The sequence below is a fragment of the Hydrogenophaga laconesensis genome, from assembly GCF_031457235.1.
Classification (GTDB): Bacteria; Pseudomonadota; Gammaproteobacteria; order Burkholderiales; family Burkholderiaceae_C; genus Hydrogenophaga; species Hydrogenophaga laconesensis.
Genome location: NZ_JAVDWE010000015.1, coordinates 121,934 through 139,519, shown reverse-complemented (window position 1 = coordinate 139,519; position 17,586 = coordinate 121,934). Strand labels below are relative to the sequence as shown.

Below are 17,586 nucleotides of genomic sequence, written 5' to 3'. Positions count from 1 at the left end.
GTCAGTCCCTCAGCACGATGCCGGCGCTGTCGCTCCACCAGAAGTACACGTTGTCCTCCCAGGTGATGTCGGACAGGTCGTGCCGGGAGGTGTTGGCCTCGGTGATCTTCACCTTGGTGCCGTCGGAGGCGATCACGATGTAGGTGTTGTAGGAGCCGAAGTACGCGATCTCCTTGACCTTGCCGGTGAACACATTGGGACCGGCGTCGGCGCCGGGGCGCTGCTTGCTGATCTCCAGCTTCTCGGGCCGCACGGCGATGGCCACCGGCATGTTGAGCGTTCCGCTCACGCCATGCCCCACGTGGATCTCGCCGATGCCCGTGGTGGCCGCGCAGCGGTCCGCCTCGTCCACACTGAGCTTGCCCTCGAAGAGGTTCACGTTGCCGATGAAGTCCGCCACGAAGCGGTTCGTCGGGTGTTCGTAGATCTCTTCCGGCGTGCCCACCTGCAGCACGCGGCCCTTGCTCATGATGGCGATGCGGCTGGCCATCGTCATGGCCTCTTCCTGGTCGTGCGTGACCATCACCACCGTCACACCCACCTTCTCGATGATGTTGACCAGCTCGAACTGGGTCTGTTCGCGCAGCTTCTTGTCCAGCGCGCCCAGCGGTTCGTCCAGCAACAGCAGCTTGGGCCGCTTGGCCAGGCTGCGCGCCAGCGCCACCCGCTGCTGCTGGCCACCCGAGAGCTGGTGCGGCTTGCGCTTGGCGTACGGCGTGAGTTGCACCAGCCCCAGCATCTCGTCGGTGCGCTGCTGGATCTCGGCCTTGGGCAGACCCTCGCGCTTGAGGCCGAAGGCGACGTTCTCCCAGATGTTCAGGTGCGGAAACAGCGCGTAGGACTGGAACATCATGTTGACCGGCCGGTCGTAGGGCGGCATCGCGGCCACGTCCTGTCCGCCGAGCAGGATGCGTCCGGAGGTCGGTGTCTCGAAGCCGGCCAGCATGCGCAGCAGGGTCGACTTGCCGCAGCCCGAACTGCCGAGCAGCGCGAAGATCTCGCCCTTGCCGATGGACAACGACACCTCATCGACGGCCACCGCCTCGTCAAAGCGCTTGACCAGTTTCTCGGTCACCAGAAAACCCGTTGTGTCAGCCATCATGAAGTCCGTTTCTTCCTGGGATGAATCAAATGAAAAGGGCTGTCCAACCGCACAGGATGAACAGCCCTTGGCTCTGGGAGGCCTGGTTTACTTGCCGCGTTTGAAGGCGTTGTAGGTTTCGTTCACGACGCTGGACACGTCGTTGGAGAAGCCGCCGGTGGCAATCAGGCGCGCGGTGTCTTCCGGACCGAGGAAGATCGTCTTGTTGCCCTTGACCTCGTCCTTGATGTCAGCCAGCGCGGCCTTGTTGCCGGTGGGGTAGTTCAGCTCGTTGGCCATGGCGGCGGCGTTGGCGGCGCGCAGGTAGAAGTCCATGAAGACGTGCGCGTTGTTCACGTGCTTGGCGTCCTTCGGGATGGCCATGGTGTCGATGAACACCAGGCCACCGCCGGTGGGCAGCAGGGGCACGATCTCGTCCTTGCCACCGGTTTCCTTCACGCGGTCGGCGGCGATGTTGATGTCGCCCGACCAGCCGATGAAGGCGCAGGCCTTGCCACCGGCGATGTCGTCGATCATGGTGCTGGAGAACAGGCGCACATCCTTGCGCACCTTCTTGAGCATCTCGAGCGCAGCCTTGAAGTCTTCCGGGTTCTCGCTGTAAGCGGGCTTGCCGACGTAGTGCAGCGCCACGGGCAGGATTTCGCTGGGCGAATCCAGGTAGGCGATGCCGCAAGAACGCAGCTTGCTGGAGTACTCGGGCTTGAAGACCAGGTCCCAGGCGTTCTCAGGCATGGGCATGCCACCCAGTGCCTTCTCGACCTTCTGCTTGTTGATGCCCACGGTGGTGAAGCCCCAGGCCCACGGCACCAGGTGCTTGTTCTCCGGGTCCACGCCGGCGATCTTCGCCATGAAGTCCGGGTCCAGGTTGCCGTAGTTGGTCAGCTTGCTCTTGTCGATCGGCTGATACAGGCCGCCATCGATCTGCTTCTTGGCGAAGCCGGCCGTGGGGATCACGATGTCGTAGCCCGAATTGCCGGCCACCAGCTTGGCGTGCAACGCTTCGTTGTTCTCGAAGGTGTCGTAGTTCACCTTGATGCCGTACTCCTTCTCGAAGTCGGCGATCAGGGTTTCGGTGATGTAGTCAGGCCAGTTGTAGACATTGAGGACTTTCTCGTCGTCCAGCACCGGGCCGGCGGGTGCCGCAGGCGCGGCCGGCGCGGTGGCAGCAGGCGCTGCAGGAGCGGCCACCGGCTCCTCTTTCTTGCCACAGGCCGCCAGCAGGATCGCCGACATCGCCAGAACCAGGACTTGCTTTTTCATGGTGTTGCTCACTCCAGGAAGTTGTTGACCAAAAGAACCCGACCGGGACGGGCTGGACACGCCTCTGCTTGCAAGCAATATCCAGACCCGATACAGCCGACGTCACCAGAAAAGGTCTGGCGGCTTGTGCGGAAAACATTCTAGTCAAGCCAGCAGGCCCTCGGCACGCAACTCTTCCAGGGTCGCGTCCAGGCAGCGCTGGATCAGGTCCATCATTTCGTCGATCTGCTCGCGCGTCATCACCAGCGGCGGCGCGATGATCATGCGGTCGCCCACGGCGCGCATGATCAGGCCGTTCCTGAAGCAGTGCGCCCGGCAGCGCATGCCCACGGCCAACGATTCGTCGAACACCTGCCGCTTGGCCTTGTTCTTCACCAGCACCAGCCCGGCCACGAAACCGCAGGTCTCGGCCGCACCCACCAGCGGGTGGCCGCGCAATTCTTCGAAGCGCTCGGCCAGGTAGGGTCCGGTGTCGTCACGCACGCGTTCGACCAGCTTCTCGCGCTCCATGAGCTCCAGGTTGGCCAGCGCCACCGCGCAGGCCACCGGGTGTCCGCTGTAGGTGTAGCCGTGGTTGAACTCGCCGCCCTTCTCGATCAGCACCTTGGCCACACGGTCGCCCACCATCACGCCGCCCAGCGGGATGTAGCCGCTGGTCACGCCCTTGGCGAAAGTCACCAGGTCGGGCCGGATGCCGAACTTCTCGTAGGCGAACCAGTGGCCCAGGCGGCCGAAGGCGCAGATCACCTCGTCGGAGATCAGCAGGATGCCGTGCTTGTCGACGATGCGCTGGATCTCGGGCCAGTAGGTGGCGGGCGGAATGATCACCCCGCCCGCGCCCTGTACCGGTTCGGCGATGAAGGCCGCCACCTTGTCGGCGCCGATGGACAGGATCTTCTCCTCCAGCCAGCGCGCCGCGCGCAGGCCGAAATCGGCCTGGCTCTCACCGGGCTGCGCGTTCTCGAAGAAGTGGGGCTGGCCGATGTGCACGATGTCGGGGATCGGCAGGTCGCCCTGCGCGTGCATGCCGCTCATGCCGCCGAGCGAGGCGCCGGCCATGGTGCTGCCGTGGTAGGCGTTCTGGCGGCTGATGATCACCTTGCGTTGCGGCTGGCCCAGCAGATCCCAGTAGCGGCGCACCATGCGCACATTCGTGTCGTTGCTTTCGCTGCCGCTGGAACTGAAGAACACGTGTTCGAACTTGCGGCCTCGCACTTCAGGCGCCAGCTGGGCCAACTTGGTCGCCAGCTGCACCGCCGGCACGTTGGTGGTCTGGAAGAAGCTGTTGTAGAACGGCAGCGTCATCGTCTGCTGGTAGCCGGCGTCGGCCAGCTCCTTGCGCCCATAGCCGGCGTTCACGCACCACAGCCCGCTCATCGCGTCGAGGATCTTCGCGCCCTCGGAGTCCCAGATGTAGATGTTGTCGGCACGCGTGATCACGCGCGCGCCGCGCGTGGCCAGGTCACCGTGGTCGGTGAACGGGTGCAGGTAGTGCGCACTGTCGAGCGCCTGGATGGCTTTCGTGTCCTGCTGCTCGGCGCGGCGGACCAGGGCGGGCGGCGCGATGAGGGTGGAGGTGTTCATGCTGGCGTCCCTTTCAAACGTGCAGGAGAAGATGTTCGCGTTCCCAGGGCGAGATCACCTTCATGAACTCGTCGAACTCCAGCTCCTTGATCTCGGTGTAGATGGTGATGAATTCCTTGCCCAGCACGTCGTGCAGGTCGGTCTCGCGGCGCAGCCAGTCCAGCGCCTCGCCCAGGCTGCGCGGCAGCGAGTAGGGCGAGAGGTAGGCATCGCCGCGCATCTCGGGTTTGGGCTTGATCTTGTTCTTCAGGCCCAGATAGCCGCAGGCCAGCGTCATGGCCATGGCCACGTAGGGGTTGGCGTCGGCGCCGATCACGCGGTTTTCCACGCGGCGCGCCTCGGGCGAGGAAATGGGCGAACGGATGCCCACCGTGCGGTTGTCGTGGCCCCATTCGATGTTGATCGGCGCGGCGGTGTGGCGCGAGAGCCGGCGGTAGCTGTTCACATACGGCGCCACCAGCACCATGGCCGCGGGAATGTAGCGCTGCAGGCCGCCGATGTAGTGGTAGAAGGCTTCCGAGGGCGAGCCGTCCGGGTTGCTGAAGATGTTCTTGCCCGTGGCCTTGTTCAGGATGCTCTGGTGCACGTGCATGGCCGAGCCAGGTTCGCCCGCGATCGGCTTGGCCATGAAGGTGGCGTACATGTCGTGGCGCAGCGCGGCCTCGCGCACCGTGCGCTTGAAGAAGAACACCTCGTCGGCCAGCCCCAGCGGGTGGGCATGGAAGAAGTTGATCTCCATCTGGCCCGCGCCCACCTCGTGAATCAGCGTGTCCACGTTGAGCTGCATCTTGTCGCAGTAGTCGTAGATCTCCTCGAACAGCGGGTCGAACTCGTTCACCGCGTCGATGGAATACGCCTGGCGTGAGGTCTCGGCGCGGCCGCTGCGGCCGATCGGCGCCTTCAGCAGCGTGTTCGGGTCGGTGTTGCGCGCGGTCAGATAAAACTCCAGCTCGGGCGCCACCACCGGGTCCAGTCCCTCGGCGTCGAACAGCTCGCACACGTGGCGCAGCACGCTGCGCGGCGCAAACGGCACCAGCTTGCCGCTGTGGTCGAAGCAGTCGTGGATCACCTGCGCGGTGGGGTCGGTGGCCCAGGGCACGATGCGCACCGTGGTCGGGTCCGGGCGCAACTGCATGTCACGGTCGGTGGGTTCGATCACGTCGTAGTACGGACCGCTGGCCGGGAACTCGCCCGTCACCCCCATCGCCACAATGCCCTGCGGCAGGCGCATGCCCCGGTCCTCGGTGAACTTCTCACGCGGCAGGATCTTGCCGCGCGCCACACCGGTCAGGTCGGGCACCAGGCATTCCACCTCGGTCACGCGGTTCTGGTTGAGCCAGTTTTCCAGATCGTTGAAGCTCATCTTGGTTGGGGGGGCTGTCATGTGCCATCTCCTAGGGTGTTGTCGGGCGAAATTCCAGAGGCATCCAGGGTCCGGCTCCGCCGGCCCGAGATGCCGTCCCCCCTCGAAGCGCCGAGGGCGCGCCACAGAGGGAGGAAGCCGCGCAGCGGCGCAGGGGGGTTTTCATGCTCGGGCCAGGTCGGCATGCTGCAGGCGCAGGTTCATGCGCTGGCGGCAGGCACGGCCAAAGGCCTCGAAGATCGCCGCGTAGAAAGGGGTCTCCCAGCAGCGCCACTCGGGGTGGAACTGCACGGCGTAGGCGAAGGTACGTGCGCCACGCACGCCGAAGGCCTCCACCAGGCCATCGGGCGCGTGCGCCAGGGCATCGAGCCCGGCGGCCAGGCGGTTGATGCCCTGGCCGTGCAGCGAATTCACCTGGGTCTCGGGGCCACCGGCCCACTGCTCGAACACGCTGCCGGGCGCAAAGCGAATGGCATGGCGCGGCGCGTACTGCTCATCGGGTGGCGCGGTCTTGGGTTCGCGGTGGTCCATCATGCCCGGCACTTCGTGCACACGCTGGTGCAGCGTGCCACCCAGTGCCACGTTGATCTCCTGGAAACCGCGGCAGATGCCGAGCAGCGGCACACCTTCGTGCACACAGGCCTTCACCAGCGCCAGCGTGAGCAGGTCGCGGTCGGCGTCCAGCGGCAGGCTCGGGTCGGCCACATCCTCCGCGAAGTGGGACGGGTGCACGTTGGAGGGGGAGCCGGTCAGCATCACGCCGTCCACCAGGGACAGCAGCTCGCTGATCTGGTCGGTGTCGGCCAGCGGAAACATCACCGGCTGGGCGCCTGCCCCGACCTTGACGGCGCGGGCATATTTGTCTCCCAGCAGGAGGAAGGGCATCTGATGGCCGTGATCGCCCATCAGGCGGTGGTCGGCGGGCAGCCAGACCATGCAAGGCGGCTTGTTCATGAGGACTCCAGACAATGGCATTCATTGTGGGGGGCCAATTGGATCAGAATAAGGGCCAGTTTTCCGTGGCACGCAGTGCCACTTGGCCCCCCCCTGCGCCGCTGACGCGGCTTCCCCCCGGTGGGGGGACCGCACCTGGGACCGGCGAAGCCGGATTCTCGTCGCGTCTGGATAAGGCATCTCACTCCGGATAAGGCCCTGCATGCTGTCTGAATTTCTTCTCTCTGAAATGAGCCGCCTGGGATCGCAGGATGCCCTGCCCCTGCACCGGCAGCTGTACGAGGCGCTGCGCCGCGCCATGCTGGACGGCAAGCTCGGCGCGGGCGAGCGCCTGCCTTCAAGCCGCGATCTTGCGCAGGACCTGCGCCTCTCCCGCAACACGGTGGTGGCCGCCATCAACCAGCTCAGCGTCGAAGGTTACCTGGGCAGCCGCGTGGGCAGCGGCACCTATGTGAACGACAGCGTGCCGCGCACCACGCCAGGGCGCGCGGCGCGCGGCGGCGGCCACCCATCGGCCACACCGCAGGCCGGGCGCCTGTCCACGCGGGGCAAGGCGCTGGCCAGCACCTTCTGCGCCACCGAGCTGGAGGTGCAGCCCTTCACGCCGGGCATCGCCGACTTCAGCGCCTTCCCGCTCACGCTCTGGCAGCGCCTGCAGAACAAGCACTGGCGCATGACCTACCCGGACATGCTGGACTACAACGACTCCGGCGGCTACGCCCCGCTGCGCCGCGCCGTGGCCGACTACCTGCGCGTGTTCCGCAGCGTGCACCTGGAGGCCGACCAGGTCGTCATCACCAGCGGCACGCAACAGTCCATCGAACTCTGTGCCCGCCTGCTGGCCGACCACGGCGACACCGTGTGGGTGGAAGACCCGGCGTACTGGGGCGCCGTCAAGGCCTTCATGGCCACCGGCCTCTCGCTGCACCCGGTGGCGGTGGACGAGCAGGGCATCAACCCGAGCACGGCCGACAACGCGAAACCGCCACGGCTGATCTACGTCACACCCTCGCACCAGTACCCGACCGGCGCGGTGATGTCGCTGCCGCGCCGCCACCAGCTGCTGGCCACCGCCCGCGCGCACGACGCCTGGGTGCTGGAAGACGACTACGACAGCGAGTACCGCTTCAGCGGCCCCCCGATCTCCAGCCTTGAAGGCCTGGACACCGACGGCCGTGTGTTCTACATGGGTACGTTCTCCAAGGTGCTCTACCCGGGCCTGAAGATCGGCTACCTCGTCGTGCCCAAACCGCTGGTGGCCGCCTTCAAGCAGGCGCACTACGACCTCAACCGCCCGGGCCAGATGCCGGTGCAGGCCGCGCTGGCCGAGTTCATCGAGATGGGCCATTTCGCCAGCGCGCTGCGGCGCGCGCGACAGAACTACGGCGAGCGGCGCCAGTGCCTGCTCGAGGCGCTCAAGCCGGTGCTGCGCGACGACACGCCCGAAGGCCCCAGCATCAGCGGCGCCGAACAGGGCCTGCACCTGTGCCTGCGCCTGCCCCAGGACGTCGATGACCGCGCGCTCGCCCAGCGCATCGCGCAGCACGGCCTCACGGTGCGGCCGCTCTCGGCTTACTGCCTGCAGCGCACCGACCTGCGGGGCCTGGTGATCGGCTACGGCTACGCACCGCTGGCGGACATCGGACGCTGCGGACCGGTGCTGGCAGGGACTGTCAGCCAGGCCCTCTCGGGCTGATCAGATCACGTCGCGCAACCGGTGCCACAGCATGCCCAGCGCGAGGCTGGGTGTGCGCAGCAGCGGGCCGCCTGGAAAACTGCGGTGCTTCAGGCGCGCGTACACGTCGAAGCGACCTGCCTGCCCGGCCACCGCTTCGGCCACCAGCTGGCCCGCCAGACCGGTGAGCGCCACGCCGTGGCCGCTGAAGCCCTGCAGGTAATACAGGTTGTCGCCCAGGCGGCCGAAGTCGGGCGCGCGGTTCATGCTGATGTCGACGAAACCGCCCCACACGAACTCGACCGGCGTGTTTTGAAGCGCGGGAAACACCTCGCCCATGCGCTGGCGCATCACCGCCTCCAGGTTGGACGGCGTGCGCGTGGTGTAGCTCACACGCCCGCCGAACAGCATGCGGTGGTCGGCGCTGAAGCGGAAGTAGTCGAGCACGAAGTTGTTGTCGCACACGGCCGCGTTGCGCGGGATCAGGCGCGCGCAGAGATCGGGGTCGAGCGGCGCGGTGCCCACGATGTAGGTGCCCACGGGCATGATGCGCGGCGTCACCTCGGGCGCCACGCGTGGGCCGTACTCGGGCAGCATGCAGTTGCCCGCCAGCACGCCGAAGCGCGCCTTCACCTGTCCCCGTGCCGTGCTGGCCACCAGCGTGGCACCGCGCTGCAGGCCGGTCACCGGCGAGTGTTCGAAGATGCGCACACCGGCGGCCTGCGCCGCACGCGCCAGGCCCAGCGCGTACTTCAGCGGATGCAGGTGACCCGAGCGCTGCTCGCGCGCAGCGGCCACGTAGCGCGGGCTGTTGATCAGGCGTGGCAGGTCGGCGCCTTCGGCCCAGTCCACCGCGATGCCGCGGTGCTTCAGGCCCTCCATCTCCTCGTGCAGGTCCATCGCCTTGCGCGCCGAGTCGGCCACGTACACGTAGCCGTTGACGCGGTCGCACTCGATGCCGTGCATGGCAATGCGCGCATCGATCAGGTCGATGGCTTCGAGCGACATGTCCCAGGCACGCTGGGCGTCGGCCGCGCCGAGTTGCTTCTCGAACGGGCCCTGCCCGCTCGCGTAGCCCACGATGGCCTGCCCGCCGTTGCGGCCGCTCGCGCCGCTGCCGATGCGGTCGGCCTCCAGCAGCACCACCGACAGCCCGCGCTGCGCGAGTTCCAGCGAGGCGCTCAGGCCCGAGAAGCCCGCGCCGACGACCACCGCGTCGGCCTCGATGGACGCCTCCAGCGGCGGCAGCGCATCGGGCCGCTGCACGCTGGCCTCGTAGTAGCTCTTCTGGTTGAGCTGGGTGTCCGAACCAATCAGTGCCATGCTCCCCCCTGCCGCGCTGCGCGCGTTCCCCCCTGAGGGGGGACGGCACCTGAGGCCCGGCAAAGCCGGTTCCCTGGTGCCCCGTGATCAGGACACTTCACGCCAACAGCGCGGTGAAAAAGGTTCATAGCTTTGCGACCTGCCCACAGAGATACGTCCACACGAAGGTGGCGGCGGCGTTGGTGGTGAGTTCGGCGTGGTCGTAGGCGGGGGCCACCTCCACGCAGTCCATGCCGATCCAGTTCAGGTCGGCCAGTTCTTCCAGGAAGGTGAGCACCTGCGAGCTCGTCATGCCACCGGGCTCGGGCGTGCCGGTGCCGGGCGCAAAGGCCGGGTCGAGGCAGTCGATGTCCAGCGTGAGGTAGCACGGCCGCTGGCCGATGCGTTCTCGAATCGCGTCGATGGCGGGCCGGAGCCCCGCGCCGTCCAGCCCGCGCAACGCGCGCGCCGTGAAGATCTGGCCGCCCTGGTCGGCCACGTACTCGCGCGCCGTCCGCTCGCCGCTGGAGCGGATGCCGATCTGCACCGTGTGCGCCGGGCTCGCCAGCCCTTCCTGCAGCGCCTCGAAGGTCCAGGTGCCGTGGCCGGACGGCTCGCCGAAGTGGTCGCTCCAGGTGTCGCAGTGGGCGTCGAAATGCACCAGCGCCAGCGGCTCGCCACCGTGGCGGGCCTTCGCGGCGCGCAGCAGCGAGAGCGTGACGGAGTGGTCCCCGCCCAGGAACACGCAGTGGTGCTTTGCCATCAGCGCGGCGGCCTGTGCCTCGATGTGCCGGCGCACCTCGGGCAGCGGCGAGGCGTTGGGCAGGCGCATGTCCAGCGCGTCGCCCAGCAGGCCCAGGGGCGAGACATCGAACACCGGGTGCGTGCCGTCGCACAGCATCAGGCTGGCGGCGCGGATCGCCTGCGGGCCGAAGCGCGCGCCCGGCCGGTTGGTCACCACGCCGTCGTACGGCACACCGGCGATGGCGAACGGCTGATCCGCCAGCGGGTCGCAGGCCAGGAAGCGGTTGGCGTTGTTGGCAAAGGCGAACTGACCCAGGGCCATGAAAACGTCCTTGGTGGGGTGGATGCGACAGGGTGCCAGAAGATACCGCCGGGCGGTGCGCCCCATGAGTCCAATTGACCGGTGGTGACCCCGTCCACCCCGTGCCGCGGACCCGGGGTGACTTTCGTCACTTCACGGTCAGCGGGCCAACCCCTAACATGGCTGCACCATGCACGCCCTGGTCGCCCCGCCCGCCCACACCGAACCCCGTGAAACCACCGGCCTGCTGGTGGTGGACGACCACGACCTGCTGCGGCTGGGGCTGCTCACCCTGGTGCAGGCCCACGCGAGCGAGAGCGGCCGCAAGATCCGGGTGCTGGAATCGCGCACGCTGCAGGAAGCGCTGGAGCTCTACGCCCGCCACCGGCATCGCATCGGCCTGGTGCTGCTGGACCTGCACCTGCCCGACGCCCACGGTCTCTCCGGCCTCTCGGCCTTCGTGAAAGACTTTCCGGATGCGCCGGTCGTGGTGCTGTCGGGCGTGAGCGACCCCGGCCTCATGCGGCACGCGCTGTCGCGCGGCGCGCGCGCCTACCTCACCAAGTCGGGCGACCTCAACGAAGTGATCGGCTACATCCGCTCGCTGGGCCTCTTCGGTGCCGGGTCCCCGGGCGATGCGCCCCCTGCGCCCGAGCCGGTGATGCGCACCGCGCGCAGCGCCAACGGTCAGCCGCTGCAACTCACCGAACGCCAGGCGCAGGTGCTCGACTGGATCCTGGCGGGCCAGTCCAACCGCGACATCGCCGAGCGCGCCCATCTGAGCGAAGGGACGGTCAAGAACCACGTGTCGGCCTTGCTGCTGCTGTTCGGCGTGAGGTCCCGGGCCCAGCTCATCAGTCTGTTGCGGTGAGCGAACCCGACGCGGGCGACCTCACCCGGCAGCGCGTCCTGCGCGAGCAGGTGGCCGCGCTCTACGCCACCGCGCTGAGCTCCACCGTGGCCGATGCGGTGCTGGCCTGGTGTGTGTGCGCCCTGTTCTACTGGCAGCTGCGCGACCCCATGGTGTTCGTCTGGCTGGCGCTGCACACCATCCAGGTGCTGCGCTACCCGCTCATCCACGCCTACTCGAGGGACCCGCAGGCCGCCTCGCGCAGTGCGTTCTGGGCCCGGCGGCAGTGGCGCGAGCTGCTGTACTACAGCGCCACCTGGGGCCTGGCGCCGTGGCTGTTCATGCCGGCCGACGACGTGCCCATGACCACGCTGCTCATGCTCATCATGCTCGGCCTGATCAGCGGCGGCGTGTCTTCGGTGGCACCGCGCTGGGCGTCCGTGCTGGCCTTCGTGCTGCCCATGATGACCGGCCTGATATCGGCGCTGCTCTGGCAGGGCGACACCACCCACCTGTTCCTCGCGGCCTGCGCGGGCATCTACCTGGCGGCCACGCTGCATTTCGCACGCCGCCAACACACGTTGCTGGCCGCCTCGCTGCGGATGCGGTTCGAAAAGGAAGCCCTGGCCGAGCAACTGGAACAGCAGATGGCCGCCACCCAGCGCGCCAGCGAGGAAAAGACGCGCTTCTTTGCCGCCGCCAGCCACGACCTGCGCCAGCCGCTGCATGCCATCGCGCTGTTCGGGGCTGTCATCGAGCGCGAGCTGCACGGGCGCGCGGCGCTGGTGCATGCGCAGCGCCTCATGGGCGCGGTGCGCTCGCTGGGCACCTCGCTCGACACCATGCTCGACGTCTCGCGGCTGGACGCCGGCGTGATCGAAGCCGATGTGCAGGACGTGCCGCTCAACACCGTGCTGCAACCCCTGCATCCCTCGTTCGCCTCGCGCGCCGAAGACCGCGAACTGCAGTTGCGCATCCGTGCCACCCCGGCCTGGGTGCGCACCGACCCGCACCTGCTGCAGCGCCTGCTGGGCAACCTGATCGAGAACGCCATCAAGTACACACCGCGCGGCGGCGTGCTGGTGGTGGCGCGGCCACGCGGCAAGCGCGTGTGGATCGACGTGGTCGACACCGGCATCGGCATCTCGCCCGAACACACCGACCGCGTGTTCGATGAGTTCTACCAGGTCGACAACCCCGGGCGCGACCGCACGCGTGGCCTGGGCATCGGCCTGTCCATCGTGCGCAGGCTCTCGCAGCTGCTGAACCACCCGGTGCAGCTGCGTTCCCGGCTCGGGCAAGGCACGCGCTTTCGTGTCGTCGTGCCCCGGGTCCGGCCGATGCCCGAACCCACCCTTTACAGCCGCCCGGTCGCGCTGGCCGCCAGCCACGCATTGCCGCGCCGCGTGCTGCTGGTCGACGACGAGGCGGACATCACCGACGCGCTCTCCGCCTTCCTGCAGGCCTGGGGCGTGGCATCGGAAACCGCGCGCGACGAAGACGGTGCGGCACGTGCCCTGCAGGGCGCCGCCGAACGGCAGCAGCCCTTTGACGCCCTGCTGTGCGACTACCGCCTGGCCGAGGGCACCGATGGCCTGGCCGCCACGCAACGGCTGCGCGCGCGTTTCAACCCCGCGCTGCCGGTGTTGCTCATCACCGGCGAGACCGCGCCCGAGCGGCTGCAGCGCGTGCGCGACTCGGGCGTTCCGGTGCTGTTCAAGCCGGTCGACCCCGACCGCCTGCTGCAGGCCCTGGCCCGGCTCGCGCCACCGTCCGCCCCCTGACGCACCCCGCCCGTGCACGTCATGACTTTCGGCACTGTTGTGTGCGAAGTCCTTTTCCTATGGTGAGCCCGGTCCGGCTTCCTGCCCCTGGAGATCACCCATGTTCGCTGTCACACCACAACGCCCGCCCACGCCTCTTTCGGGACCGGTGCACCGACGCCCCTTTCTTTCCGTGCGCCTGTGGCGCCTGGCCGGTTGCCTGCTGCCCGTGCTGCTCGTGGCCTGCGGCGGCAGCAGCCACAACGGCGAGCCCCCGGTCGAGCGCACGACGGCGGTGATCGGCCCGGCCGGCGGCACCCTGACCGGGCCCGATGGCGTGCAGGTGGTCATTCCCGCCGGTGCGCTGCGCGCCAACACCACCATCGGCATCGCGCGCACCGCCGAAGGCGCGCCTGCCGCCGACCCGATGCTCGCCACGCCCGGCACGCGCTACGAGTTCACACCGCACGGCATCAGCTTCGAGGTGCCGGTCGCCATCCGCCTGCCCGTGGCCGCGGGCGTCACAGCCCCCGAGGTGTGGTTCGCCGGCACCGACACCGCCTGGATCCCGGCCGAGGCCGTGGTGGCCGGCGGCTTCGCGACCGTGGAACGCAACACCTTCTCGTGGAGCTACGTGGCACAGGCCTGCAGCATCCCCGCCAACGCCCCGCCCAACCCCGACCGCTGCTTCGGCCCGCGCGGCGGCACCCTCATGACGGCCAGCCCGTCCAACGCCCTGGTGCGCACCAGTGACTCCAACGCCTACGTCAACCCGGTCGGCACCTTCCGGCTGGACGCTGCCGCCACGCTGAACTTCAGCGCCAGCTACAGCATGTGGCCGAGCTGCACCGCCGCCCGCGTCACTTTTTACCGCCGCCAGCTCGACCGGAGCCCCGACGTGCTGGAGACGCTGTACGACCAGACGCTGCCGCTGAACGTCGGCTACCACGGCGACCGTGGCGCCGGCGGTGCCGCCCAGTTCCCGCCCGTGGCGCTGAGCCACCTGGACAGAGGTCGCCACGTGTACGCCACGTATGTCGCCTGCCAGCGCGGCGACGGCTTCCAGGCGCGCTACCAGGACGCGATCGTGATCAACGTCGACGTGCCGGTGCCCGCCACCACGCAGACCATCGGCGGCACCGTCAGCGGCCTCGCCGGCACGGTGGTGTTGCGCAACAACGGCGCGGACGACCTCACCGTGACCGCCAGCGGCGCGTTCACCTTCGCCACGCCGGTGGCCACCGGCGTGCCCTACAACGTCACCGTCAGTACACAACCGGCCGGCCAGACCTGCACGGTGCAGAACGGCAGCGGCACGGCGAGCGCGAACATCACCAACGTGGCCGTGACCTGCGGCGCGGGCGGTGGACAGGCCTGGCAGGTGGCGGCGCGCATCGAAGCCAGCCTGGGCATCGCGCAGAACCCGGTGGTCGCGGTGGACAGCACTGGCAACGCCATGGCCGTCTGGCAGCAACACGACGGCACGCGCAACAACATCTGGGCCAACCGCTACACCGCGGGCGGCAGCTGGGGCACGCCGCAGAACATCGAGACAGGAAGCGGCAACGCGGTGTCGCCCGCCGTGGCGGTGGACAGCGCGGGCAATGTCACGGCGATCTGGTCACAGCACGATGGCACCACCATGAGCATCCGCTCGGCCACCTGGTCCGGCGGCAGCTGGGGCACCGACGTGCCGGTGGAGAGCGACAACGGAGCGGCCACCACGCCCCACCTGGGCGTGGACGCCGGCGGCAACGTGCTGGCCGTGTGGGCATGGAACGACGGCGGACAGCACCGCATCCGCGCCAACCGCCGTGTCTCCGGCACCTGGCAGACGGAAACCAGCATCGACGGCGCGGTGGGCCCTGCCATCGCACCGCAGGTGGCGGTGATGCCCGGCGGCTTCGCGCTCGCGGTGTGGCTGCAGGCCGACGGCGGTCAGCAGCACCTGTTCCACAACGCCTTCAACGGCACCGGCTGGTCCAGCGCGCAGCAGCTGGTCACCAACACCACCTCGTCCATCGGTGAACCGCGCATCGCCCGCAACGACAGCGGCGGCGCCATCGTGGTCTGGGCGCAGGGCACGGGCGCCGGCAGCAGCAGCTCGGATGTGCTGGCCGCGCGCTACTCGGGTGGCATGTGGAACAACCCGGTGACGCTGTCGAACGTGAACGCGCAAGGCAGCTTCGACCCGCGCATCGCCATGGCACCCACGGGCGAGGCGGTGGTGCTCTGGCGCGAATCGCACAACGATGCGCGCCAGACCTGGGGCCAGCCCTACAGCCCCGACGGCGGCTGGGCCGTGGCGGCCACGCGGCTGGACGCCACGCTGGACGGTGGCAGCGGCAGCTCCGGCGGCGGGCCGCTCGACGTGGGCATCGATGCCCATGGCAACGCCATCGCCGTGTGGAGCCACGCCCTGTCTGGCGCGATGTACAACGACCTGTATGCCACCCGCTACGACGCCACGTCCATGGCCTGGGGCTCGAGCCAGCTGATCGAGAACACCGCCGGCGGCATCGACAGCTGCGCGGTGGCGGTCGACACCGACGGCAACGCCATCGCCGTGTGGGCGCAGGACGACGGCAGCCCGCCACACGGCGACATCTGGTCCAACGTGTTCCGCTGACCTGCTACTTCCGGATCAGGTCCTTCAGGCCCTCGCCGATGCGGCCACCGAGGCTGGCCCCCGCGCCGGTGCCCACGCCGGGCGCGATCACCGTGCCAATGGCCGCACCCAGCAAGGCGGCACGGGTGAGGGTGACGCTGGGTTCGTCCAGCGTGCCGCCCACGGCCAGCGGCACGCTCACCAGACCACCACTGGCGCCCCGCGTCACGTCGACCTGAAGGCGCCCGGACAGCGTGCGCGACGGCGCCACCGCCACCTCGCCGGTGGCCGAGAGCACGCCGGAGTTCGCCACGAGTTCGCTGAGTGTGATCGTCTGGCCCCGCGTGTTCACGCGCCCCGACAAGGTGTCGAGGTGGGTGAGGCCACCGCGCGAGAGTCCCACCGTGGCCACCGCTTCCAGCAGATTCAGCCCCTGCAGCACCGCACCGTCCACCTTGAAGCGGGTCTGCGTGCGCAACGCCTCGCGCAATGCACTGGTGCTGGCGCGAGGGTCGATGCGCGCGGACAGCGTGGTGTCGGCCTCCAGCCGGCCTGTCAGCGGGCGGCTGGGTGCGGTCAATGCCGACACCTCCACGCCACGCGTGTGCAGCGTGCCTTCGAACATCAGTTCACGCGACTTCGGGTTGTTCGGCGCGGGCGGTGTGATCTTCAACGGCCCCTGCACCGTGCCCCCGCCCACGGCCGCGTCCAGCGTCCAGGCCGTCTGGCCGCCGGTCTCGCGCCGCAGGCTCGCCTTTGTGCCCCTCAGGCCACCCCCGGTCACCGTCACATCGGCCTCAGCGGGCCAGCCGTCTTCGTCCAGCCGGGCGATGGCCTGCACCGTGGTTTCATGGCCGCGCTCGTCGACCCAGGTGACGCCATCGAGCACCACGCTGCGTGGCAGCCAGCCCAGGTCCGGCGCCGGTTCGTCACCTTGGGGCTCGCCTGCCCGTGCGGCAGCGGGCTGACGCGCCGGATCCTGCAGGCGTGCGCCCAGCAGCACCAGCGTGGACTGGGGCAGCACGGCCTGGCGCACCGTGAGCGTGGACACCTGCAAACGCCCCGCCACCAGCGCCGACCACACCGGCCGCGCTTCCACGCGGTGCAAGGTGATCGGTGGCGTCGCCTGGATGTTCAGGCCCTCCAGCGAGACCGCCGGCAGTGGCCAGACACGCACCGACACGCTCGACAGCGCCACCGGCACACCCAGCGCCGCGCTGGCCTGACGCTCCACGCGCTGGCGGAAGCTATCGGAGCCGGTCCACACATGCAGCGCCAGCACGACGGCACCGGCCAGCAGAAGAGCCATGCCGGCCAGCCATGCCAGGAGACGGAGAACGCGACGCATCCGCGCATTGTCGTCACCCCTATCCGGCATGTCCCGCGCCAGCAGAAAAGCCCCGCCGCCGGTAGCATCGCTCCCGTGCCCCAACCGGCGGCACCCTTTTCGAGGACGACAACACCATGAAGCTCTACTACTCCCCGGGCGCCTGCTCGCTCTCCCCCCACATCGCATTGCACGAGGCCGGCCTGTCCTTCGAAGCCGTGCCCGCACCCACCAAGACCCACCGGCTGCCCGACGGCACCGACTACTACACCATCAACCCGCTGGGCTACGTGCCCCTGCTGGAACTCGACACCGGTGAACGCCTGCGCGAAGGCCCGGCGATCGTCCAGTACATCGCCGACCAGGCGCCGCAGAAGAACCTCGCGCCGGCTAACGGCACCCTGGCGCGCTACCAGCTGCAGTCCTGGCTGAACTTCATCGGTACCGAGGTGCACAAGGGATTCAGCCCGCTGTTCAACCCCGCCACGCCCGACGACGTGAAGACGGCCACCAAAGACCGGCTCGGCCAGCGCCTCAAGTGGATCGACGGCGAACTCGCCGGCAAGCAATACCTCATGGGTGATCCGTTCACCGTCGCCGACGGCTACCTCTTCACCGTCACCAACTGGGCGCCGCGTGTGGGTGTGGACATCAGCGCACTGGCGAACCTGACTGCCTACCGCGCCCGCGTGGCGGCTCGCCCGGCCGTGCAGGCGGCGATGAAGGCCGAAGGCCTGATCTGAACCAGGAAGC

Annotated in this window: 13 protein-coding genes; 5 read left to right on the top strand and 8 right to left on the bottom strand. The window is 68.7% G+C overall.

Going from position 1 to position 17,586, the window contains the following annotated elements; translation table 11 throughout:
- Position 1 precedes the first annotated feature (1 nt).
- From J2X09_RS22105 to J2X09_RS22085, 5 genes are all read right to left on the bottom strand, one after another.
- The gene (locus J2X09_RS22105) at positions 2-1,099 is read right to left on the bottom strand and encodes an ABC transporter ATP-binding protein (RefSeq protein ID WP_204735453.1); all 1,098 of its coding nucleotides are present in this window, start codon (positions 1,097-1,099) and stop codon (positions 2-4) included.
- Positions 1,100-1,189: 90 nt separating this feature from the next.
- Positions 1,190-2,362 (bottom strand): extracellular solute-binding protein, encoded by a 1,173-nt coding sequence (locus J2X09_RS22100; RefSeq protein ID WP_204735385.1) that lies wholly within the window; start codon positions 2,360-2,362, stop codon positions 1,190-1,192.
- A 144-nt stretch (positions 2,363-2,506) separates the two neighbouring features.
- Positions 2,507-3,946, bottom strand: coding sequence for an aspartate aminotransferase family protein (locus J2X09_RS22095; protein WP_204735386.1), 1,440 nt, complete (start codon positions 3,944-3,946; stop codon positions 2,507-2,509).
- Between the two features lie 13 nt (positions 3,947-3,959).
- Positions 3,960-5,330, bottom strand: a complete 1,371-nt coding sequence (locus tag J2X09_RS22090) for a glutamine synthetase family protein (RefSeq protein WP_204735387.1) — start codon at positions 5,328-5,330, stop codon at positions 3,960-3,962.
- Between the two features lie 141 nt (positions 5,331-5,471).
- On the bottom strand, positions 5,472-6,263 hold the full coding sequence (locus tag J2X09_RS22085; protein ID WP_204735388.1) for a gamma-glutamyl-gamma-aminobutyrate hydrolase family protein: 792 nt from the start codon (positions 6,261-6,263) through the stop codon (positions 5,472-5,474).
- 202 nt (positions 6,264-6,465) lie between these two features.
- Here J2X09_RS22085 and pdxR point away from each other — a divergent pair, with 202 nt between their 5' ends.
- Positions 6,466-7,959, top strand: coding sequence for a MocR-like pyridoxine biosynthesis transcription factor PdxR (pdxR, locus tag J2X09_RS22080; RefSeq protein WP_204735389.1), 1,494 nt, complete (start codon positions 6,466-6,468; stop codon positions 7,957-7,959).
- On the opposite strand, the gene J2X09_RS22075 is transcribed toward pdxR, so the two are convergent.
- Complete coding sequence (locus J2X09_RS22075; RefSeq protein ID WP_204735390.1) at positions 7,960-9,261, bottom strand: NAD(P)/FAD-dependent oxidoreductase; 1,302 nt, start codon at positions 9,259-9,261, stop codon at positions 7,960-7,962.
- A gap of 124 nt (positions 9,262-9,385) precedes the next feature.
- A complete protein-coding gene (gene speB, locus J2X09_RS22070; protein WP_204735391.1) occupies positions 9,386-10,306 on the bottom strand; it encodes an agmatinase in 921 nt (306 codons plus the stop codon).
- 169 nt (positions 10,307-10,475) lie between these two features.
- Between speB and J2X09_RS22065 the strand changes: the two genes are divergently transcribed.
- The 3 genes from J2X09_RS22065 (at position 10,476) to J2X09_RS22055 (ending at position 15,527) form a co-directional block, all read left to right on the top strand.
- Positions 10,476-11,156 (top strand): response regulator transcription factor, encoded by a 681-nt coding sequence (locus J2X09_RS22065; RefSeq protein ID WP_310309408.1) that lies wholly within the window; start codon positions 10,476-10,478, stop codon positions 11,154-11,156.
- Positions 11,153-12,919 carry an ATP-binding response regulator gene (locus J2X09_RS22060; protein WP_204735392.1) on the top strand — a complete coding sequence of 589 codons (1,767 nt, stop codon included), beginning with the start codon at positions 11,153-11,155 and terminating at the stop codon, positions 12,917-12,919. The genes J2X09_RS22065 and J2X09_RS22060 overlap by 4 nt, the downstream gene beginning before the upstream one ends.
- Positions 12,920-13,019: 100 nt before the next feature.
- Positions 13,020-15,527 carry a hypothetical protein gene (locus tag J2X09_RS22055; protein WP_204735393.1) on the top strand — a complete coding sequence of 836 codons (2,508 nt, stop codon included), beginning with the start codon at positions 13,020-13,022 and terminating at the stop codon, positions 15,525-15,527.
- 4 nt (positions 15,528-15,531) lie between these two features.
- On the opposite strand, the gene J2X09_RS22050 is transcribed toward J2X09_RS22055, so the two are convergent.
- Positions 15,532-16,854, bottom strand: coding sequence for a translocation/assembly module TamB domain-containing protein (locus J2X09_RS22050; protein WP_204735394.1), 1,323 nt, complete (start codon positions 16,852-16,854; stop codon positions 15,532-15,534).
- 116 nt (positions 16,855-16,970) lie between these two features.
- Here J2X09_RS22050 and gstA point away from each other — a divergent pair, with 116 nt between their 5' ends.
- The gene (gstA, locus tag J2X09_RS22045) at positions 16,971-17,576 is read left to right on the top strand and encodes a glutathione transferase GstA (protein WP_204735395.1); all 606 of its coding nucleotides are present in this window, start codon (positions 16,971-16,973) and stop codon (positions 17,574-17,576) included.
- Positions 17,577-17,586 lie beyond the last annotated feature (10 nt).

What these genes read in the sequence shown, in the direction of transcription:
- J2X09_RS22105 (WP_204735453.1), bottom strand. Translation starts at nt 1,099, where the DNA reads ATGGCTGACACAACGGGTTTTCTGGTGACCGAGAAACTGGTCAAGCGC.
- J2X09_RS22100 (WP_204735385.1), bottom strand. Translation starts at nt 2,362, where the DNA reads ATGAAAAAGCAAGTCCTGGTTCTGGCGATGTCGGCGATCCTGCTGGCG.
- J2X09_RS22095 (WP_204735386.1), bottom strand. Translation starts at nt 3,946, where the DNA reads ATGAACACCTCCACCCTCATCGCGCCGCCCGCCCTGGTCCGCCGCGCC.
- J2X09_RS22090 (WP_204735387.1), bottom strand. Translation starts at nt 5,330, where the DNA reads ATGACAGCCCCCCCAACCAAGATGAGCTTCAACGATCTGGAAAACTGG.
- J2X09_RS22085 (WP_204735388.1), bottom strand. Translation starts at nt 6,263, where the DNA reads ATGAACAAGCCGCCTTGCATGGTCTGGCTGCCCGCCGACCACCGCCTG.
- pdxR (WP_204735389.1), top strand. Translation starts at nt 6,466, where the DNA reads ATGCTGTCTGAATTTCTTCTCTCTGAAATGAGCCGCCTGGGATCGCAG.
- J2X09_RS22075 (WP_204735390.1), bottom strand. Translation starts at nt 9,261, where the DNA reads ATGGCACTGATTGGTTCGGACACCCAGCTCAACCAGAAGAGCTACTAC.
- speB (WP_204735391.1), bottom strand. Translation starts at nt 10,306, where the DNA reads ATGGCCCTGGGTCAGTTCGCCTTTGCCAACAACGCCAACCGCTTCCTG.
- J2X09_RS22065 (WP_310309408.1), top strand. Translation starts at nt 10,476, where the DNA reads ATGCACGCCCTGGTCGCCCCGCCCGCCCACACCGAACCCCGTGAAACC.
- J2X09_RS22055 (WP_204735393.1), top strand. Translation starts at nt 13,020, where the DNA reads ATGTTCGCTGTCACACCACAACGCCCGCCCACGCCTCTTTCGGGACCG.
- J2X09_RS22050 (WP_204735394.1), bottom strand. Translation starts at nt 16,854, where the DNA reads ATGCGTCGCGTTCTCCGTCTCCTGGCATGGCTGGCCGGCATGGCTCTT.
- gstA (WP_204735395.1), top strand. Translation starts at nt 16,971, where the DNA reads ATGAAGCTCTACTACTCCCCGGGCGCCTGCTCGCTCTCCCCCCACATC.